This is a genomic window from Globicatella sanguinis (assembly GCF_002847845.2).
Classification (GTDB): Bacteria; Bacillota; Bacilli; order Lactobacillales; family Aerococcaceae; genus Globicatella; species Globicatella sanguinis.
This window is the reverse complement of sequence record NZ_CP126962.1, coordinates 812902-828460: the sequence shown is the minus strand read 5'-3', so window position 1 is coordinate 828460 and position 15559 is coordinate 812902. Positions and strand designations below refer to the sequence as shown.

The following is a 15559-nucleotide window of genomic DNA, read 5'->3' as shown; positions in this document are numbered from 1 at the left end:
GACAAATCGGGATTTTTAAGTTGACTTTTATATAGGCACCAAGTCAAGCTCTAACAATCAGGTGCCTTACGTAATGGATTCACTGTCTTAACAAACACATTGTGTGCATTAGAAAGCATCTATCCACCCAAGTTCCTTACAACAATAGATAAAAACTTCAATTGGCGTTCGATAACCTAATGATTTTCGTGGAATTTCATTGCGGAAATGAGCTGTTTGGCTGAGTGTTTTCTGCGATATATCAGTAAAATCCATCCCCTTAGATAACCCATCTCTTCGAAGAAGTCCATTAGAGTGTTCATTTAAACCTCGCTGTGACGGACAACCAGGATCAGCAAAGTAAATATTGATGTCATTGACATTTGAAATGGCTTGCCAATCAGAAAATTCTTTTCCACAATCAAACGTAATGGATTTAAATATATTTCTCGGTAAATAAGCAAACCAGTTATCACAAGCTATTCGCACATCACTTGCTTTCCGACTGCTAATTTTTATCGGGATGATGAGTTTACTGATTCTTTCGACCAGTGTTAGGACGGCACTCTTATGGTCTTTTCCGACAATCGTGTCACCTTCTAGATGTCCAAATTCTTTCTCATATTGTGGATTTTCTTTTTTACGATCTTCGATGGTGCGTCTAAAGTGTTGTTTACCTCTTTTTTCCTGATGCCCATTGGGTTTTCTCTTACCTTTCATCGGTAAAGTTGAGGGATCAAAGAGTTCCGAGTCTTTAAAACGACGATAGAGTGTTCGAGCTGCACATCCTAATGGTATTTCATTCCGACCTATGATGACGTCAGGAGACCACCCCTGGTCCACTTTTTTCTTAATATATGTGATTTGTTTAGTGTTAAAGACCTTCTTTTTGGCACCACAGCGTGATTTATTCTCTTTATATTGATCGTAGTATTCCTGAATATTACCACTATTTTTAAGAAAATTAACGACGTTATAAATGGTTTGGATAGCCCGATTCAATTTTTTAGCGATATCCGTTACTTTTTTACCACTATCGTAATAATTTTCTATCCAAATCAATTCTTTCATGGTAAGATGTGTATAAGCCATTTGTGTGTACTCCTTCCTTAGCATGTGATTTTATGTTTAGGATACCATACAAATGGCCTATTTATTTTTCTAGCTTAATTTTACTATCCAAGTCATTAAAAAAGAGCATATAAAGCTTCTTGAATCAAATACTTATCGAAACGAGATTAAAGATTTTCCTGAATTACTATTATCAATAGCTTATCAAGATGCATTTATACATGTTTTAGAGAGGTGTGTTGCACATAGAAGTAATGGAGAATATTTGATTCCTGGTTACTTTCAGCCTAAAATTCAATCATACGAGAGTTATTATGAAAAGCGTATATCAGAAGAAAATTACGATCAAGCATTCTACAATCTGGGATATTGTGATGGTTTGCTATCGCTATTATTATTTGTTAACAATCCGGAAGAAGCAAAGATACCTCCATTATTTATATATGAAGAGAACTACTTTGAAACAAAAGATGATCTGTTTAAATACATATCAGAAAATAGAAATAAAAAACACTTTGAATATTGTTTAGGAAAAGTACAAAACATGAATGATTTAGTTCCTCATTTTATGCCTTGGTTTATTTAGTTGAAAGTTATTTCAGTTATTCTATTCATACTTAAATGGTGCTGTCGGTATATTAGTGGGGTAAAAATTTTATCCGGTACTGGGACTGGGACGGGACAAAAAATCTGAAAACGTCGTATAATTAGTTGGATTTAGTTGTACTCTAAAAAATAGAATCTAGTAATTTGAATAGTTTGGGATATATCAGATGTTTGGAAAAAAAACATGGGAGTAGAAATAATCACAAGTGATTATTTTTATGTCCGTCCAACGATTGCCGATTCGTAAGGCGAAAGCAGAGTTGTTGACGGCCCATCTGCGTATCAAGGACAAGCAATGCGACGAATAGGAGCAATGCGCGACCTGATGAGAAGAATGGGAGTAGGCCCCAGCGATTTTTAAGACGAAGTCGAAGAAAGAGCAGTTGGGACTACCCGGAAAGGTTATCCCACGAATGAGGAACAGATGTGAAGAAATGAGTGGCTGATAACTACTGCCAGAATCCTTAAGGTCAGTATTAAGTAAATTAAAGTGTGGAGGCGGAATTTTTTTTCACTGCGGCGTATTTGTTGTAAGCCTCAATGTGGGATTTTCTAGAGTGCTCACCGTTTACTAACGAAAATATAAAAATACGTTAATGTGCAACGTAAAAGTGCAACGTAAAAAAATACGTTGCACTTTTACGTTGTTTTTGTTACGATAAAATTATTGAGGTGAGAATATTATCATGAGAGAAACGTATAATCTAGAATTTAAGTCAAAATTATCAGATAGTTTTTTAAAAACAGTTAGTGCATATGCAAATTATAATGATGGAATTATTCAATTTGGAGTAGATGATAGTGGTGAATCTTTGCATATTAATAATTTAAAAGATTTGGCATTAAGGATAGAGAACAAAATAAATGATAGTATCAATCCAATTCCAGAGTATAACATTGAAATAGATGAACAGAATGAAATTGTTTTACTAAAAGTTTATGAAGGTGAGTTAAAACCCTATTTTTACAAGAATAAGGCCTATATGAGAAGAGATTCTTCAAGTCTACCTGTAGATGATAGAGATGAATTAAAAAGACTTATATTAGAGGGAATGAATCAAAATTATGAAGATTTGCCATCTAAAAATAAGAACTTATCTTTTAGCTTTTTAGAAAGTGCATTAAAAGAAAAGTTGAATATAGATAGCTTAAGTTTAGACATCTTAAAAACATTAGGATTATATGATGATAAAAAAGGTTTTAATCTAGCGGCAGTTATTGTATCGGATGAAAATAATTATAAAATACTTGATATTGTTAAATTTGGAGCTAATATTAACGAGTTTAAAGAAAGAATCATAATTGAAAATACTTCTATACTTAGTGCCTATTATCAAACGATAGAAGTGTTTAATAGGTATTTTAAGTATGAAAAAATAGATGGATTTGTTAGAAAAACGATTGAGCTTATACCTGAAGATGCTTTCAGAGAGGCCATAGCAAACGCGCTTGTTCATAGAGATTGGAGTATCTCTGCACCGATTAAAGTTGAATTACATGATCAATATATTGACATATCATCTCCAGGTGGTTTACCTAAGGGAATAAGCAGTGAAGAATATATTAGTGGTCAAATTTCTATTCTCAGAAATGAGAAAATTGGAAGTTTATTTAATAGACTAGGTTTAATAGAAAAATTTGGAACTGGGATAAGAAGGATAAAATATTTATATCAAGGAAGAGCTAGACAACCTCAGTTTCAAACTTATCCTAATTCAATAATGGTTAGACTGCCTATTCTTGTCGATAAAGTAGAAGGAATAAGTAAAAATGCATCTATTATTTTACAAAATATACCTCGAAATAAAGAACTTAGTAGAATTGAAATTGAAAAAATATCAGGTTTTGATAAATATAAGACCCTTAGAGAATTAGAAGAATTAATGAGTGAGGGCTTAGTTAAGAAAGTAGGACGAGGTAGAGGAACAAAATATATAAAGATATAGATGAGAAAAAGAAGTAGAGATGAGGCTAATATGATAAGTTTTTATAGAAAAATAAAATACGTTAAAGTGCAACGCAAAAGTGCAACGTAAAAAAATACGTTGCACTTTTGCGTTGTTTTTGCTACGAAACAAATTTTAGATATATTTAGTGTAATAAATGAGTATTTTTTAAAAGAATTTTTAAAGCATACTTGTGGGTTTCGTATGACAATATTATGTACTTGATAGGAACACCTCAAATAAATGTTTAATCAATGTAAAAAAGGGAGTGGGCAAGAAGTTGAAAATCAGTTGGTTTTCGCTCCGTTTGCCCACCCGTCCCGCACAGTTGAGTATGTCTCAAACAAGTCGTTAAGACGCCATTTGAGACCACACAACCACTGCGCTTTGAATTAAATAGATATGCCTGAACAGAATTTAAAAAGCATTTGCCCAGTCTCTTTTAATTTAAGCCAGTATATTTTAAAAGTATATAACTCCGTATATTATGCCTTCTTCACAAACTCAGATTTTAACTTCATTTGTCCAAAGCCATCTATTGTACAATCAATGTCATGACCATCTGCAGGATTATCAATCAAACGAATGTTTTTCACTTTTGTTCCTTGTTTGATTGCCTGCTTAAAACCTTTCACTTTCAAATCTTTGATAACAATAACATCATCACCTTCAACTAATGGATTGCCATTTGAATCTTTAATTGAAAATTCTTCATTTTCTTCTGATGATTCAACTTGGCTCCATTCATGTCCACATTCTGGACAGACATACATCAATTGATCTTCGTAAGTATAGGTTGACTGACACTGCGGGCAATTAGGTAATTGTTCCATTGCTAAACCTCCAATCTGTTTTCTCTATTTTACCATAAGATATGATAAAAATGTAGAGTAAATATGTTTATAGTTTTAAAAGTTGTGTTTATAAGGTTCTCACACTATATTTGTTATCGGCATTGGGCAAAACTGTAAATTCAGTTTGACTCATATATTAATATATAACTCAGCGAAAAATTTAGCCAAAGCACAATTCGATTGGATAAAGCTGTTGTACCTATGAAAGAACACCATCTTCATTTTAAACTGTTACGGTTGAGATTAAATTTCTTTCGCAATTTTTTCGAGGTGTTGTTTGAATAAACTTGCGGCCATCGGCAACTTAATATCTGAGCGGTAAATCATTTGAATGTCGCGTGAAAGTGGGTAGCCTTCTATTTCCAGTTTACAAAGTTTATTTAACTTAATATCATTTTCAATCAATTGTTCAGACACAATAGCAATACCTAGCCCTTTCGCTACGGCATGTTTAATACTAGTTTGTGTGCTGATATTTGTATATGTTAACTTAAAAGTGAGCTACTATATTAATTGAAAACTGAGCCACTTTTGATAGAAAATAACCCTATTGAATAATAAATAGGGGGAATATCAGGAGTGATTGCATTGAAAGAAAAACAAACGATTATAAAACTCTACCTTGATGGGCTAAGCAAAAGAAAAATTGCTTTACTCACGAAGAAATCTAGGAATACTGTTGATAAATATATCAAGGAATATGAAAGAAGCAAGTATGAAGATGTTCGTGATCTTCCTATCGCTGAGGATATCGTGAAACCACCAACTTATAAAAAAAGAGTCGGTAGACGCAGAGTATTATCAGAATCAATTGAAGTGATGTTACGTGATTTTATTAAAGAAAATGAGTGGAAAAAGAATCATGGCATGGCTAAACAACAAATGAAGATTGTAGACATGCATGAGAAGCTGCTCGAGCGTGGCTATTCTATTAGTTATACAACCGTTAGAAACTTCATTAACGATGAGGTGACAAAAACAAAAGAAGTCTTTATCCGACGCCATGCGGAACCAGGGTATGAGGTTGAATTTGATTGGGGAGAGATAAAATTATTTATCGATGACAAGCTAAAAACATATTCTTTGGCTGTATTTACTTTGGCACACAGTAATTACCGTTTCGCTAGAATCTATCAATCAGAATCCCAAATTTGTGTATTAGACGTTCACACAAAATTTATCAGTCACATCGGCTTTGTCCCTTCTGTCTTTACCTACGATAATATGAGAACGGTTGTTAAAAGCTTTATTGGAACAGAGAAAACCATTACCGACAGCATGATTCATTTATCTAATTACTATCAATTTAAAATTCGTTTATGTGAACCACGAAAAGGAAATGAAAAGGGACATGTGGAACGTAGTGTTGAGTTTATACGTCGTAAGGCATTTGCCTCAACTTATCGTTTCTCCAATTTAGAAGAGGCTCAAACTCATCTTAACAATGAATTAGAGAAACTCAATCAACGTTTGCATCATGAACACAAGGTTTCTCACCTGAAATTGATGCAGACAGAAAAAGAAAGGATTGGCCCTACCATAATCGCTCCCTTCGATGTTTCTGAAATATTGGAATGTCGAGTGGATAAATATAGTACGGTTGTCATTAAGCAGAATCATTACTCTGTACCAGAAGGTCATATTGGAAAATATATCATCGCAAAACTAAGTGCCGATCAAGTTAAGTTGTTTATTGAGGGTGAAATGATCGCAACACATAAACGTCATTGGGGTGTCCATCAGTGGGAAATGAATCTTTACCATTACTTAGAAACATTTAAAAGAAAAAAGGTGCCTTGGCTCAAAGTGAATGTTTGAGACAAGCACCACAACAAATAAAAAATCTTTACCACCATCATTATATAGGAAAAGAGAAAGAATTCATAATATTACTCCACTACATGAAGGACAATAACAACTTTGAACGTGTTATGGCAGCGGTCGAAGAACTGAATGGCATTCGTTGGGGATACGTTAGCACAGAAAGAATTTTATTTCTATGCGAGCAATCAGAGCCGACAGAGGTATCTCTGGCAAGAGATGAGACAACCCATCAATCGGAAAGCAATTTGAAAGCTTATGCGAATCTGTTTCATCAAGCAGATAAGGAGGTCATTCACTATGGATAAGAAAGAACGATTAATTGAGTTATGTAGAGAATTACGATTACCCAGTATTCGGAAAATGGTGCAAGAAGAAGGAACATTTCATAATCCAACCGAAGCCTTTACGGTTCTTCTTCAAGTCTTAGAACAGGAAAAGAATGACCGCTTTATTCGTTCAAAACAAAATCGAATACGTATCGCTAACTTTCCACAAAAGAAATTGTTAGAAGAGTTAGTCATAGATGCCTTACCAGAACAAGCACAGCAAAAGTTACCCCATCTTAAATCGTTAGATTTTATTAAAGAGGGACAAAATGTGATTTTAACTGGATCGCCAGGTACTGGAAAATCACATATAGCGATAGGATTAGGGATGGAAGCTTGTTTAGCGGGCTATCGCGTCTTTTTTGCGACAGTCCCTTCCCTCATCAATCAGTTGAAAGAGCATCGATCAGAAAGAACCTTACGGTCATTCGAATTAAAATTTGAAAACTACGATCTCGTCATTATTGATGAACTTGGGTATATCTCTTTCGACAAAGAAGGGGCGGAATTATTATTTTCACATCTATCTTTACGAGCGGGAAGAAAATCTACCATTATCACGAGTAATTTGTCGTTTTTAAAATGGCAGGAAATATTTCATGATCCCGTCCTAACAGCTGTGTATATGTCAAATGAAAAAGGGACCACTTTGCTGACGAAAAAGGGACCACCTTGCAGTGGTAATAGGAGCTAATCTTCTCCTTTCTCTAGTCCCTTTTTCCATAGGCTTGTTTGCTTCATTCTGTAACTTTCTCCTCGCATATCTACCACATGGGCTTTGTAAGCGAGACGGTCGACAAGCGCTCCTGTTAAAGTAGGATCTTTAAAGCATTCTTGCCAACGATCAAATGTTAAATTAGTGGTAATAATCACCGATCCCTTTCCTATCTGATTCGATAATAAATTAAAGATAAGTTCAGCCCCCGATTCATCGAAGGATAAATAGCCAAGTTCGTCGATAATCAATAAATCTACCTTCTTTAAGCGCTGCTTAAAACGATAAAATTGACTCTGAGTGACGGCCTCTTTCATCTGGATGACTAGATTAGGGGCGTTGACAAATAAGACATTATAACCCTTTAAACAAGCTTCCATCCCTAATCCAATACTGTAATGGGTCTTACCCGTTCCTGGATTTCCTATAAAAATGGCATTCTCCTTTTCTTCAATAAATTGTAACGTCTTTAAGTTCCGTAGTTCCTTTCTAACAGGCTCCTGAAAGACTGTGTCATCAAAGTCCACCAAATACTTCTTCTGATTAAATTTAGCCGCTTTGATTCGCCTTTGATGACTACGGTCCCGTCGATGCATCACTTCTTCATTCAGCCATTCTTCGATGGCCTCTTCAATGTTCAATCCTCTGGCTTGATACTCTTTTATTAATTGCTGGTGATTCTCTTTAAGAAAGGCCAACTTTAGCTCATTAGCTGCTTCAACAATCTTCATCATATAACTTCCTCCAAACCGAAAAGGTCATTGAATTGATGAAGAGTCTGCTGAGTCTGCTGGATGATGGCATCTTGACTCGACTCCATTGAGGGCTCTTCTAGTGAAGAAAGAAGGCTGGCTTCAATGGTTTGAATGCGAACCTCAGGATTTAAAACTTGATATTTTTCAAGTAGTTCTAGGAAATCTCTTGGTTTATCGCTATAATATTTCTCATAGAGGATTTTCAAATCAGGGTTATACTTCAATGCATGTGAATGCTTTAATGCCCCCGGCTTCTTTTTCAAAGTTTTGATATAGTGGAAGATATCGAGACAGAAGCCTTGAGAACCCTCTATTTTTTGATGCCTAGCGACCTCTTGATCATTAGAATAGATAACTAAGCGGTCATGATAGGCTTTCACTTGGACAGTTTTTCCAACTAGGTAATCGGGTACTGAATACTGATTGCGTTCATAATGAATAGCGGAATAACGATTTACCTTTAGTTCATGGAAATCTGCTAATTCAAAAGGTGGGCGATAAGATAAGAGCTGTTCCTTTTCGGCTTCTATTTGGCTACTTTCATTTAGTTTTATCAGTTGGGATTGGAGATGGTCACAAGCTGTTTCTAAACTATCGAACTGATAGACTTTGGTGAAACAAGCTTGACGCACCTTTTTAACCCTGCCTTCTACTGTTCCTTTCTCATTACCGCTGAAACAATTGGTGACGTTGATATCAAACCCATAATAAGTAGCTAATTGAATCAGACGAGCATTCAACTCCTTTTCACTTTTGCCAATAAATCTTGAAACAACGTTACGCATATTATCATAGACAACTTCTAAATAAACACCTCCTACCTGTTCAAAGAAGCGAACATGTGCGTCTTGAAAAACATCTTGTTTCTGATGGGTATATAAATAAGCCCAATAATAATCGGAAGCTGGGCTGGCAAAGACCGCTAGGTAAAGTGTTGTCACCTTTCCATTGATTTCCAGCTTAACTTCTCCAAAGTCGAATTCAACTCGGGATCCTAATTCATACTCTTGGCGTATAAAAGCCTCCTTAGCCTTTTTATTCAATTGTCCCCAATAGTGAGCGACCGTTCGATACTTAATATCATAGCCTTCCTCATTGAGTATTTCAGCGACAGCTACGGCAGTTAGAGCTTGTTTATGTGAACCTAATCTTTTTGTTTTCTCTTTTTCTTCTTCAAGCAACTCCTTCATTCTTGCCTCTACTTCTGGAGTAAAGGCTGTTTTCTTTCGGTTAGAGCTATCATACTTTCTCTTTAACACTAATTCCTCTGTGGCACGTTCAAGGGCTTGGTCGTCTTCAGCTTCGCCCAGTTTAACTAGCGTCTCGTCATAAGCATCACAAATTTTTCTGACTGTTTTTCTATCTACCTCCAGTTTACGACTAATTCCTCTTTTAGTTTCTCCTCGACGATAACAACTGATAATTTCAAATTCAAGAGTCATACTTAACACTCCAAGCAACCTCCACTATAAAAATTCTATCTAAATATTATAGCGGATAATTGACTGCAGGTGGTCCCTTTTTTGGCTGCAATTCTTTCGATTTTTGGCCCCTTTTTAGAATACAATAAACAAGCTGCCTTAACCGACCGTTTGACTCATAAATCACATGTTGTAAATATGGTCGGCCCTTCTTATAGAATGAAAGAAACAGAACAATGGATAAAAGATAATTCAAAGATGACAGTGGCTCAATTTTAAATTGCGAAATGGCTCACTTTTAACTTGCGAAATACAAGTATTTAAATCGTACAGGAGATTTTAAGGCTATAGATATGACTAAAGAAGCAAGGGGAAGAAATTTTAAGGGATTTCTTCACCATATTTCTAAAGGTAAATCTTATCAAAAAAACATTTTAAAGCTTAGGGTCAAAAAGAAAATTGTACAAGTATTAGAACACGAACAAGTTAAAGCAATAATCGATGCGTGTCATACAAAAAGAGATAAGTTACTTATTATGCTTATGTATGAAGGAGGACTTCGAGTAGGAGAGGGATTATCCCTTCGTATCGAAGATATTTCTACTTGGGATAATCAGATTAATATCACGCCAAGAGATCACAATGAAAATGGGGCTTATATTAAGCTTAGAAAAGAACGAACAATCGATGTTAGCAAGGAATTAATGGCTTTATACACCGATTATTTAGTTCATGAATATGGGGAAGATTTGGAGCATGATTATATATTTATAAATCTCAAAGAATCTTATTTTGGGAAACCTCTAAAATATCAAAGTGTATTAGATCTTATAAGGCGATTGGTGAAACGGACAGGGATTACCTTCACTGCCCATATGTTACGTCATACGCATGCCACAGAACTCATTAGAAGTGGATGGGATGCTGCGTACGTACAAAAAAGGTTAGGTCATGCACATGTACAAACAACACTTGATACATACGTTCATCTTTCTGATCAAGATATGAAAAATGAATATAAAGCGTATCTCCAAGGGAGAGAAACATAAAAAATGAAATTTCCAAGCGTTGCAACAAATCGAAAGCTCGTCACTAAGACAGAGATTAATAAAAAAATAGCGGATATGACTGGTGTCTTACAAGGGTTTTGGGCAGCAGATAGATGGGATATAAGAATTTGCCCACATCCTAGTGCGATAGAGTTAAGTAAGAATCCTTCGTTAAGAAATCGTTGGGTAAATTTTGATAGAGTAGAAAACATCTGGTTAAAAACAGAATTAAAATACTTTTATTATGTTCTCTTAAATAATGGAACTTGGAGTGCAAAAACTGTTTGGATTAGAAAAGGAACAGTGATAAGTCGAATGTTGGGATTTTTAAATTTAAAATATCCCGATATTACCTCTATAACTGAAGTGCCTATAGTAAAAGCTTTGGCGGAATACCGAACTTACTTAGTAGAACAAGGAGTAAAATCTACGACTAAAAATTACAAGCTCGATATAAATAAAAATAAAATTTCTGTACAAGCGAACTCCTACTACGTTACTAATCTTAAACAGTGTATGGAGTTCTATGAGGATTTCTATTTTGATGGTGAAGAATGGGATAAAGATGTTTGGGATCTAAGAAAACTTTCATTGCCGGAAGATAAGGTAAATCCAATGTCCTACGAATATACAATCAATTTTAAGGGTTTTGAAAATGATTATTTTAAAGAAATCGTCAAGAAGTATTGTAAGTTAATGTTAAATACATGTAGCTTTTCCCATGTAGTTGATATGGCATCAAAATTAAGAGAGTTTTTTAATTTTATAAATACAAATTGTGAAGGCATACGAAGGATTCATCAATTAACTAGGAATGAAGTTGAGCAATATTTAAATGAAATTAATTTAAAAGGTTTAAAACCTAGTACTGTAACTGGACGAATATCTACTTTGGAAGTTTTTTTCTCTACACTTCAAAGGTTTGATTGGAAGGAATCGCCTTCCAAAATCCTTATTTTTCGAGAAGATTATCCTAAAGTGCCGAAGGCACAACCACGTTATATAGATGAATATGTCCTTGAACAATTAAATGTGAAATTAGATAAATTGGAACCTTATATGGCTGCAATGGTTATGGTACTTCAAGAATGCGGAATGCGTATCGGTGAACTTTGTACATTAAAAAAAGGGAGTGTCATAACAGATAAAGAAGGCGATTGCTTTTTAAAGTATTATCAGTGGAAAATGAAGACAGACATACCATTCCTATTTCTAAAGAAATTGCTGCATTAATATTAGTTCAAGAACAAAGAGTGGCTGATGAACTTGACGATGGATGTGTATATGTATTTCCACGGAAAGATGGTTCTCCATTGAAGCAGGATACCTTTAGAGTTAAATTAAATAAATTAGCTTATGAAGAAAAGATAACGGACAATAAAGGAGAAATTTTCCGATTTCATGCTCATGCCTTTCGGCATACAGTTGGCACTAGAATGATAAACAACGGAGTGCCACAGCATATTGTTCAAAAATTCTTAGGGCATGAATCACCAGAAATGACTGCAATATATGCCCATATTTTTGATGAAACTCTCAAGAAAGAGTTCATAAAATTCAAGGAAACTTTGGTGACGAATAACGGGAGCATTCTGGATTTAACTGAAGAAAATACTGAAGCTGACAATACAGATCTTCAATGGTTTAAAAAGAATATCAATGCACAAGCACTTCCTAATGGCTATTGTCGTTTACCAGTAATTGCGGGACCGTGTCCTCACGCAAATGCTTGTTTAGATTGTACTAACTTCTGTACAAGTAAACAATTTCTAAATGAACATGAAGAGCACTTAGACCGAATTAAAGAAATATTAAATAGCGCTAAACAGAACCAATGGCAGCGTCAGGTTGAAACTAACGAACGTGTTAAAAATAGATTAGAGCAGATTATTCATTCCTTAAAGGAGACGAATTAAGATGACAAGAAAGAGTAACACAACTGCTATAATTCAACTTTCAAAAGAGAAGTCGGAGAAAACAAGAATTAGAGTTGAAAAGACCATATCAGAGATGGCAATTAAAAAAGAGAAAATTAACTTTAATTCTGTTTCTGAAAAAGCAAATGTTTCAAAGTCATGGCTTTACAAAAATATAGACATTAGAACTAGAATTGAGACATTAAGAGGGATGCAAATAAGTGAATTAGTTCCCCGTAAACAAAGTAAAAGCCCTCGTTCAGAGGAAGTATTAATAAAGACATTAAAAAGCCGTATAAAGGCATTAGAGAACGAAAATAAGCAATTAAAAGATCAAGTTGAAAAATTACATGGCAAGTTGTTCTAGCCATATTGTGAATCCAATTATTTTCTATTCAAGTATTCACTTGACTAATAACTTCAAAAGAGTATACTGTAATCAAGTGGTCACTTAAATGAGAATGGGGGTGAGAAAATGAATGAGAAGGATACTTGTGAGATTTATTGTTATGACGAAGAAAAGGTAACTCGAATACAAGACGAATTACAAACAGTTGATATCTCCAGTGTTGCCCAATTATTTAAAGCAGTTGCGGCAGAAAACAGGGCGAAAATTACCTTTGCCTTGTTAAAAGGTGAAGAGTTATGTGTTTGTGATATAGCAAATATTATTGGTGTCACGATTGCAAATGCTTCCCACCATTTACGCACACTCCATACGCAAGGGGTTGTTAAGTTTAGAAAAGAAGGAAGATTAGCATTTTATTCGCTGGATGATGACCATGTTGAGCAGTTATTTGTTAATGCATTAGCACATAAGAAAGAAGGGAAAGTAAATGTCTGAACATTTAGTCAAATTATCTGAACAAGAAATGAAAACCTATCGCGTTCAAGGATTTACTTGCGCAAATTGTGCGGGGAAATTTGAAAATAATGTCAAAAAAACTTCCAGGGGTTAAGGATGCAAAAGTAAATTTTGGTGCGTCTAAGATCTCTGTTTACGGAGATACAACGACTAAAGAACTAGAAAAAGCTGGTGCATTTGAGAATCTTAAAGTAACTCCTGAAAAGTCTACCCGCAATGCTTCGCAAGAGGTAACTGAAGATACGAAAGAAGAGAAAGTTCCATTTTATAAAAAGTATAGTACATTGCTTTATTCAACTTTGTTCCTTGCTTTCGGTTTTTTCTCTCACTTTGTAAATGGAGAAGAGAATCTTCTTACAACCCTATTGTTTTTGGCATCAATGTTGGTTGGTGGATTGTCACTTTTTAAAGTAGGTTTGCAAAACTTACTACGCTTAGAATTTGACATGAAAACCCTTATGACAGTGGCTGTTATAGGTGGAGCCATTATTGGTGAATGGGGAGAAGTTGCTCTTGTTGTCATTCTCTTTGCTCTCAGTGAAGAGCTTGAACGATTCTCCATGGATAGAGCAAGAAATTCGATTCGTTCTCTAATGGGTATTGCCCCTAAAGAAGCACTCGTTAGACGTAATGAGCAAGAAATAATGATTCATGTCGATGATATTGCTGTTGGGGATATCATGATTGTAAAACCTGGTGAAAAGATTGCGATGGATGGTGTAGTTGTAAATGGCTATTCCGCAGTAAACCAGGCAGCGATTACAGGCGAATCAGTCCCTGTTGGGAAAACAGTTGATGATGAAGTATTTGCAGGTACTTTAAACGAAGAAGGATTACTTGAAGTAAAAATAACAAAACTTGTAGAAGATACAACAATTTCTAAAATTATTCATCTTGTAGAGGAAGCACAAGGAGAACGCGCTCCAGCGCAAGCATTTGTTGACAAATTCGCGAAATATTACACACCGATCATTATGATCATTGCAGCATTAGTTGTTGTAGTCCCTCCTTTACTCTTTGGTGGCAGTTGGGAAACATGGATCTATCAAGGATTAGCTGTTCTTGTTGTTGGTTGTCCATGTGCATTGGTGATTTCTACACCGATTTCGATTGTTTCGGCGATTGGGAATGCTGCGAAAAAAGGTGTTCTTATTAAAGGTGGAGTGTATTTAGAAGAAATGGGTGCCTTAAAGGCAATCGCATTTGATAAAACAGGTACATTAACAAAAGGTGTTCCCGTTGTAACTGATTTTAATATATTGAATAATCAAACGAATAGAGAAGAATTATTGGCAATCATTACTGCATTAGAATATCGTTCCCAGCATCCACTTGCTTCAGCAATCATGAAAAAAGCAGAAGAAGAAAACATTTCATATTCTGATGTACTTGTTGAGGATTTCTCCTCTATTACAGGTAAGGGGATAAAGGGTATTGTAAATGGGACGATTTATTATATCGGTAGCCCGAAACTATTTAAAGAATTATTGACTATAGATTTCGATAAAGACTTTGATAAAAATGTGACAGCTCTTCAAAATCAAGGCAAAACAGCCATGATTATTGGAACTGAAAAAGAAATACTAGGAGTTATTGCAGTTGCTGATGAAGTTCGTGAATCAAGTAAGGAAATTATTCAAAAGTTACATCAACTCGGAATTAAAAATACGATTATGCTTACAGGTGATAACCAAGGAACTGCGAATGCAATAGGCAGTCATGTTGGGGTATCTGATATCCGAGCTGATCTAATGCCTCAAGACAAATTAGACTATATAAAACAATTAAAGTCCGAGTACGGAAACGTAGCCATGGTCGGTGATGGTGTCAATGATGCTCCTGCGTTAGCAGCTTCTACAGTTGGAATCGCAATGGGTGGAGCTGGTACAGACACAGCCTTGGAAACGGCAGACGTCGCTTTAATGGGAGACGATTTAAGAAAACTTCCATTCACTGTAAAACTTAGCCGAAAAGCCCTTAATATTATCAAAGCTAATATTACTTTTGCCATTGCTATTAAATTTATTGCCTTATTATTAGTCATTCCAGGTTGGCTAACGCTCTGGATTGCCATCCTTTCCGATATGGGTGCAACCCTCATAGTGGCACTAAATGGTTTGCGACTAATGAGAGTAAAAGAATAAAAATTATGTTTAAGTAAGAAAGGGATAACATTTGTTATCCCTTTAAAATTTGAATAAATTTCTTTTTCGTCACTTTTTCGTCATATTT

Annotated in this window: 11 protein-coding genes and 4 pseudogenes; 10 read left to right on the top strand and 5 right to left on the bottom strand. The window is 35.1% G+C overall.

The features are described from left to right. Positions 1-108: 108 nt before the first annotated feature. Positions 109-1071, bottom strand: a complete 963-nt coding sequence (locus CYJ72_RS03465; RefSeq protein ID WP_284630486.1) for an IS30 family transposase — start codon at positions 1069-1071, stop codon at positions 109-111. A gap of 244 nt (positions 1072-1315) precedes the next feature. On the opposite strand from CYJ72_RS03465, the gene CYJ72_RS03460 reads away from it, so the two are divergent. Both CYJ72_RS03460 and CYJ72_RS03455 read left to right on the top strand, forming a co-directional pair. Further along, a complete protein-coding gene (locus CYJ72_RS03460) occupies positions 1316-1636 on the top strand; it encodes a hypothetical protein (protein ID WP_257877017.1) in 321 nt (106 codons plus the stop codon). 706 nt (positions 1637-2342) lie between these two features. Next, positions 2343-3602 carry an RNA/DNA-binding domain-containing protein gene (locus CYJ72_RS03455; protein WP_066126994.1) on the top strand — a complete coding sequence of 420 codons (1260 nt, stop codon included), beginning with the start codon at positions 2343-2345 and terminating at the stop codon, positions 3600-3602. 485 nt (positions 3603-4087) lie between these two features. On the opposite strand, the gene CYJ72_RS03450 is transcribed toward CYJ72_RS03455, so the two are convergent. Continuing rightward, positions 4088-4435, bottom strand: a complete 348-nt coding sequence (locus CYJ72_RS03450) for a zinc ribbon domain-containing protein YjdM (RefSeq protein WP_078755733.1) — start codon at positions 4433-4435, stop codon at positions 4088-4090. Between the two features lie 264 nt (positions 4436-4699). Beyond that, a complete protein-coding gene (locus tag CYJ72_RS03445; protein ID WP_348651918.1) occupies positions 4700-4912 on the bottom strand; it encodes a LysR substrate-binding domain-containing protein in 213 nt (70 codons plus the stop codon). A 132-nt stretch (positions 4913-5044) separates the two neighbouring features. Between CYJ72_RS03445 and istA (CYJ72_RS03440) the strand changes: the two are divergent. After that, a pseudogene (istA, locus tag CYJ72_RS03440) lies at positions 5045-6585 on the top strand (IS21 family transposase). Continuing rightward, positions 6578-7300, top strand: coding sequence for an ATP-binding protein (locus CYJ72_RS03435; protein WP_284630481.1), 723 nt, complete (start codon positions 6578-6580; stop codon positions 7298-7300). Before istA (CYJ72_RS03440) ends, CYJ72_RS03435 begins: the two are co-directional and overlap by 8 nt. Here CYJ72_RS03435 and istB read toward each other — a convergent pair. After that, the gene (gene istB, locus CYJ72_RS03430; RefSeq protein ID WP_071408384.1) at positions 7297-8055 is read right to left on the bottom strand and encodes an IS21-like element helper ATPase IstB; all 759 of its coding nucleotides are present in this window, start codon (positions 8053-8055) and stop codon (positions 7297-7299) included. The genes CYJ72_RS03435 and istB overlap by 4 nt on opposite strands. After that, the gene (gene istA / locus CYJ72_RS03425) at positions 8052-9518 is read right to left on the bottom strand and encodes an IS21 family transposase (protein ID WP_284630479.1); all 1467 of its coding nucleotides are present in this window, start codon (positions 9516-9518) and stop codon (positions 8052-8054) included. Before istA (CYJ72_RS03425) ends, istB begins: the two co-directional genes overlap by 4 nt. Before the next feature lie 81 nt (positions 9519-9599). Between istA (CYJ72_RS03425) and CYJ72_RS03420 the strand changes: the two genes are divergently transcribed. The 6 genes and pseudogenes from CYJ72_RS03420 (at position 9600) to CYJ72_RS03395 (ending at position 15471) form a co-directional block, all read left to right on the top strand. Further along, positions 9600-9776 (top strand): hypothetical protein, encoded by a 177-nt coding sequence (locus tag CYJ72_RS03420; RefSeq protein ID WP_284630477.1) that lies wholly within the window; start codon positions 9600-9602, stop codon positions 9774-9776. A 38-nt stretch (positions 9777-9814) separates the two neighbouring features. Beyond that, positions 9815-10546 (top strand): annotated as a pseudogene (locus tag CYJ72_RS03415) (phage lytic cycle repressor MrpR family protein); the annotation flags it as partial. A 3-nt stretch (positions 10547-10549) separates the two neighbouring features. Next, positions 10550-12462 (top strand): annotated as a pseudogene (locus CYJ72_RS03410) (tyrosine-type recombinase/integrase). Position 12463: 1 nt separating this feature from the next. Continuing rightward, positions 12464-12829 (top strand): DUF6262 family protein, encoded by a 366-nt coding sequence (locus CYJ72_RS03405; protein ID WP_066126646.1) that lies wholly within the window; start codon positions 12464-12466, stop codon positions 12827-12829. 108 nt (positions 12830-12937) lie between these two features. Then, positions 12938-13306 carry an ArsR/SmtB family transcription factor gene (locus CYJ72_RS03400; protein ID WP_066126648.1) on the top strand — a complete coding sequence of 123 codons (369 nt, stop codon included), beginning with the start codon at positions 12938-12940 and terminating at the stop codon, positions 13304-13306. Then, positions 13299-15471: pseudogene (locus tag CYJ72_RS03395) on the top strand (heavy metal translocating P-type ATPase). The gene CYJ72_RS03400 and the pseudogene CYJ72_RS03395 overlap by 8 nt, the downstream one beginning before the upstream one ends. The last annotated feature ends 88 nt before the right edge of the window (positions 15472-15559 follow it).

Bases quoted from the DNA above. Each gene is read 5' to 3' on its own strand.
- CYJ72_RS03455 (WP_066126994.1), top strand. From the start codon at position 2,343: ATGAGAGAAACGTATAATCTAGAATTTAAGTCAAAATTATCAGATAGT.
- CYJ72_RS03405 (WP_066126646.1), top strand. From the start codon at position 12,464: ATGACAAGAAAGAGTAACACAACTGCTATAATTCAACTTTCAAAAGAG.
- CYJ72_RS03400 (WP_066126648.1), top strand. From the start codon at position 12,938: ATGAATGAGAAGGATACTTGTGAGATTTATTGTTATGACGAAGAAAAG.
- istB (WP_071408384.1), bottom strand. From the start codon at position 8,055: ATGATGAAGATTGTTGAAGCAGCTAATGAGCTAAAGTTGGCCTTTCTT.
- CYJ72_RS03465 (WP_284630486.1), bottom strand. From the start codon at position 1,071: ATGGCTTATACACATCTTACCATGAAAGAATTGATTTGGATAGAAAAT.
- CYJ72_RS03435 (WP_284630481.1), top strand. From the start codon at position 6,578: ATGGATAAGAAAGAACGATTAATTGAGTTATGTAGAGAATTACGATTA.
- istA (WP_284630479.1), bottom strand. From the start codon at position 9,518: ATGACTCTTGAATTTGAAATTATCAGTTGTTATCGTCGAGGAGAAACT.
- CYJ72_RS03450 (WP_078755733.1), bottom strand. From the start codon at position 4,435: ATGGAACAATTACCTAATTGCCCGCAGTGTCAGTCAACCTATACTTAC.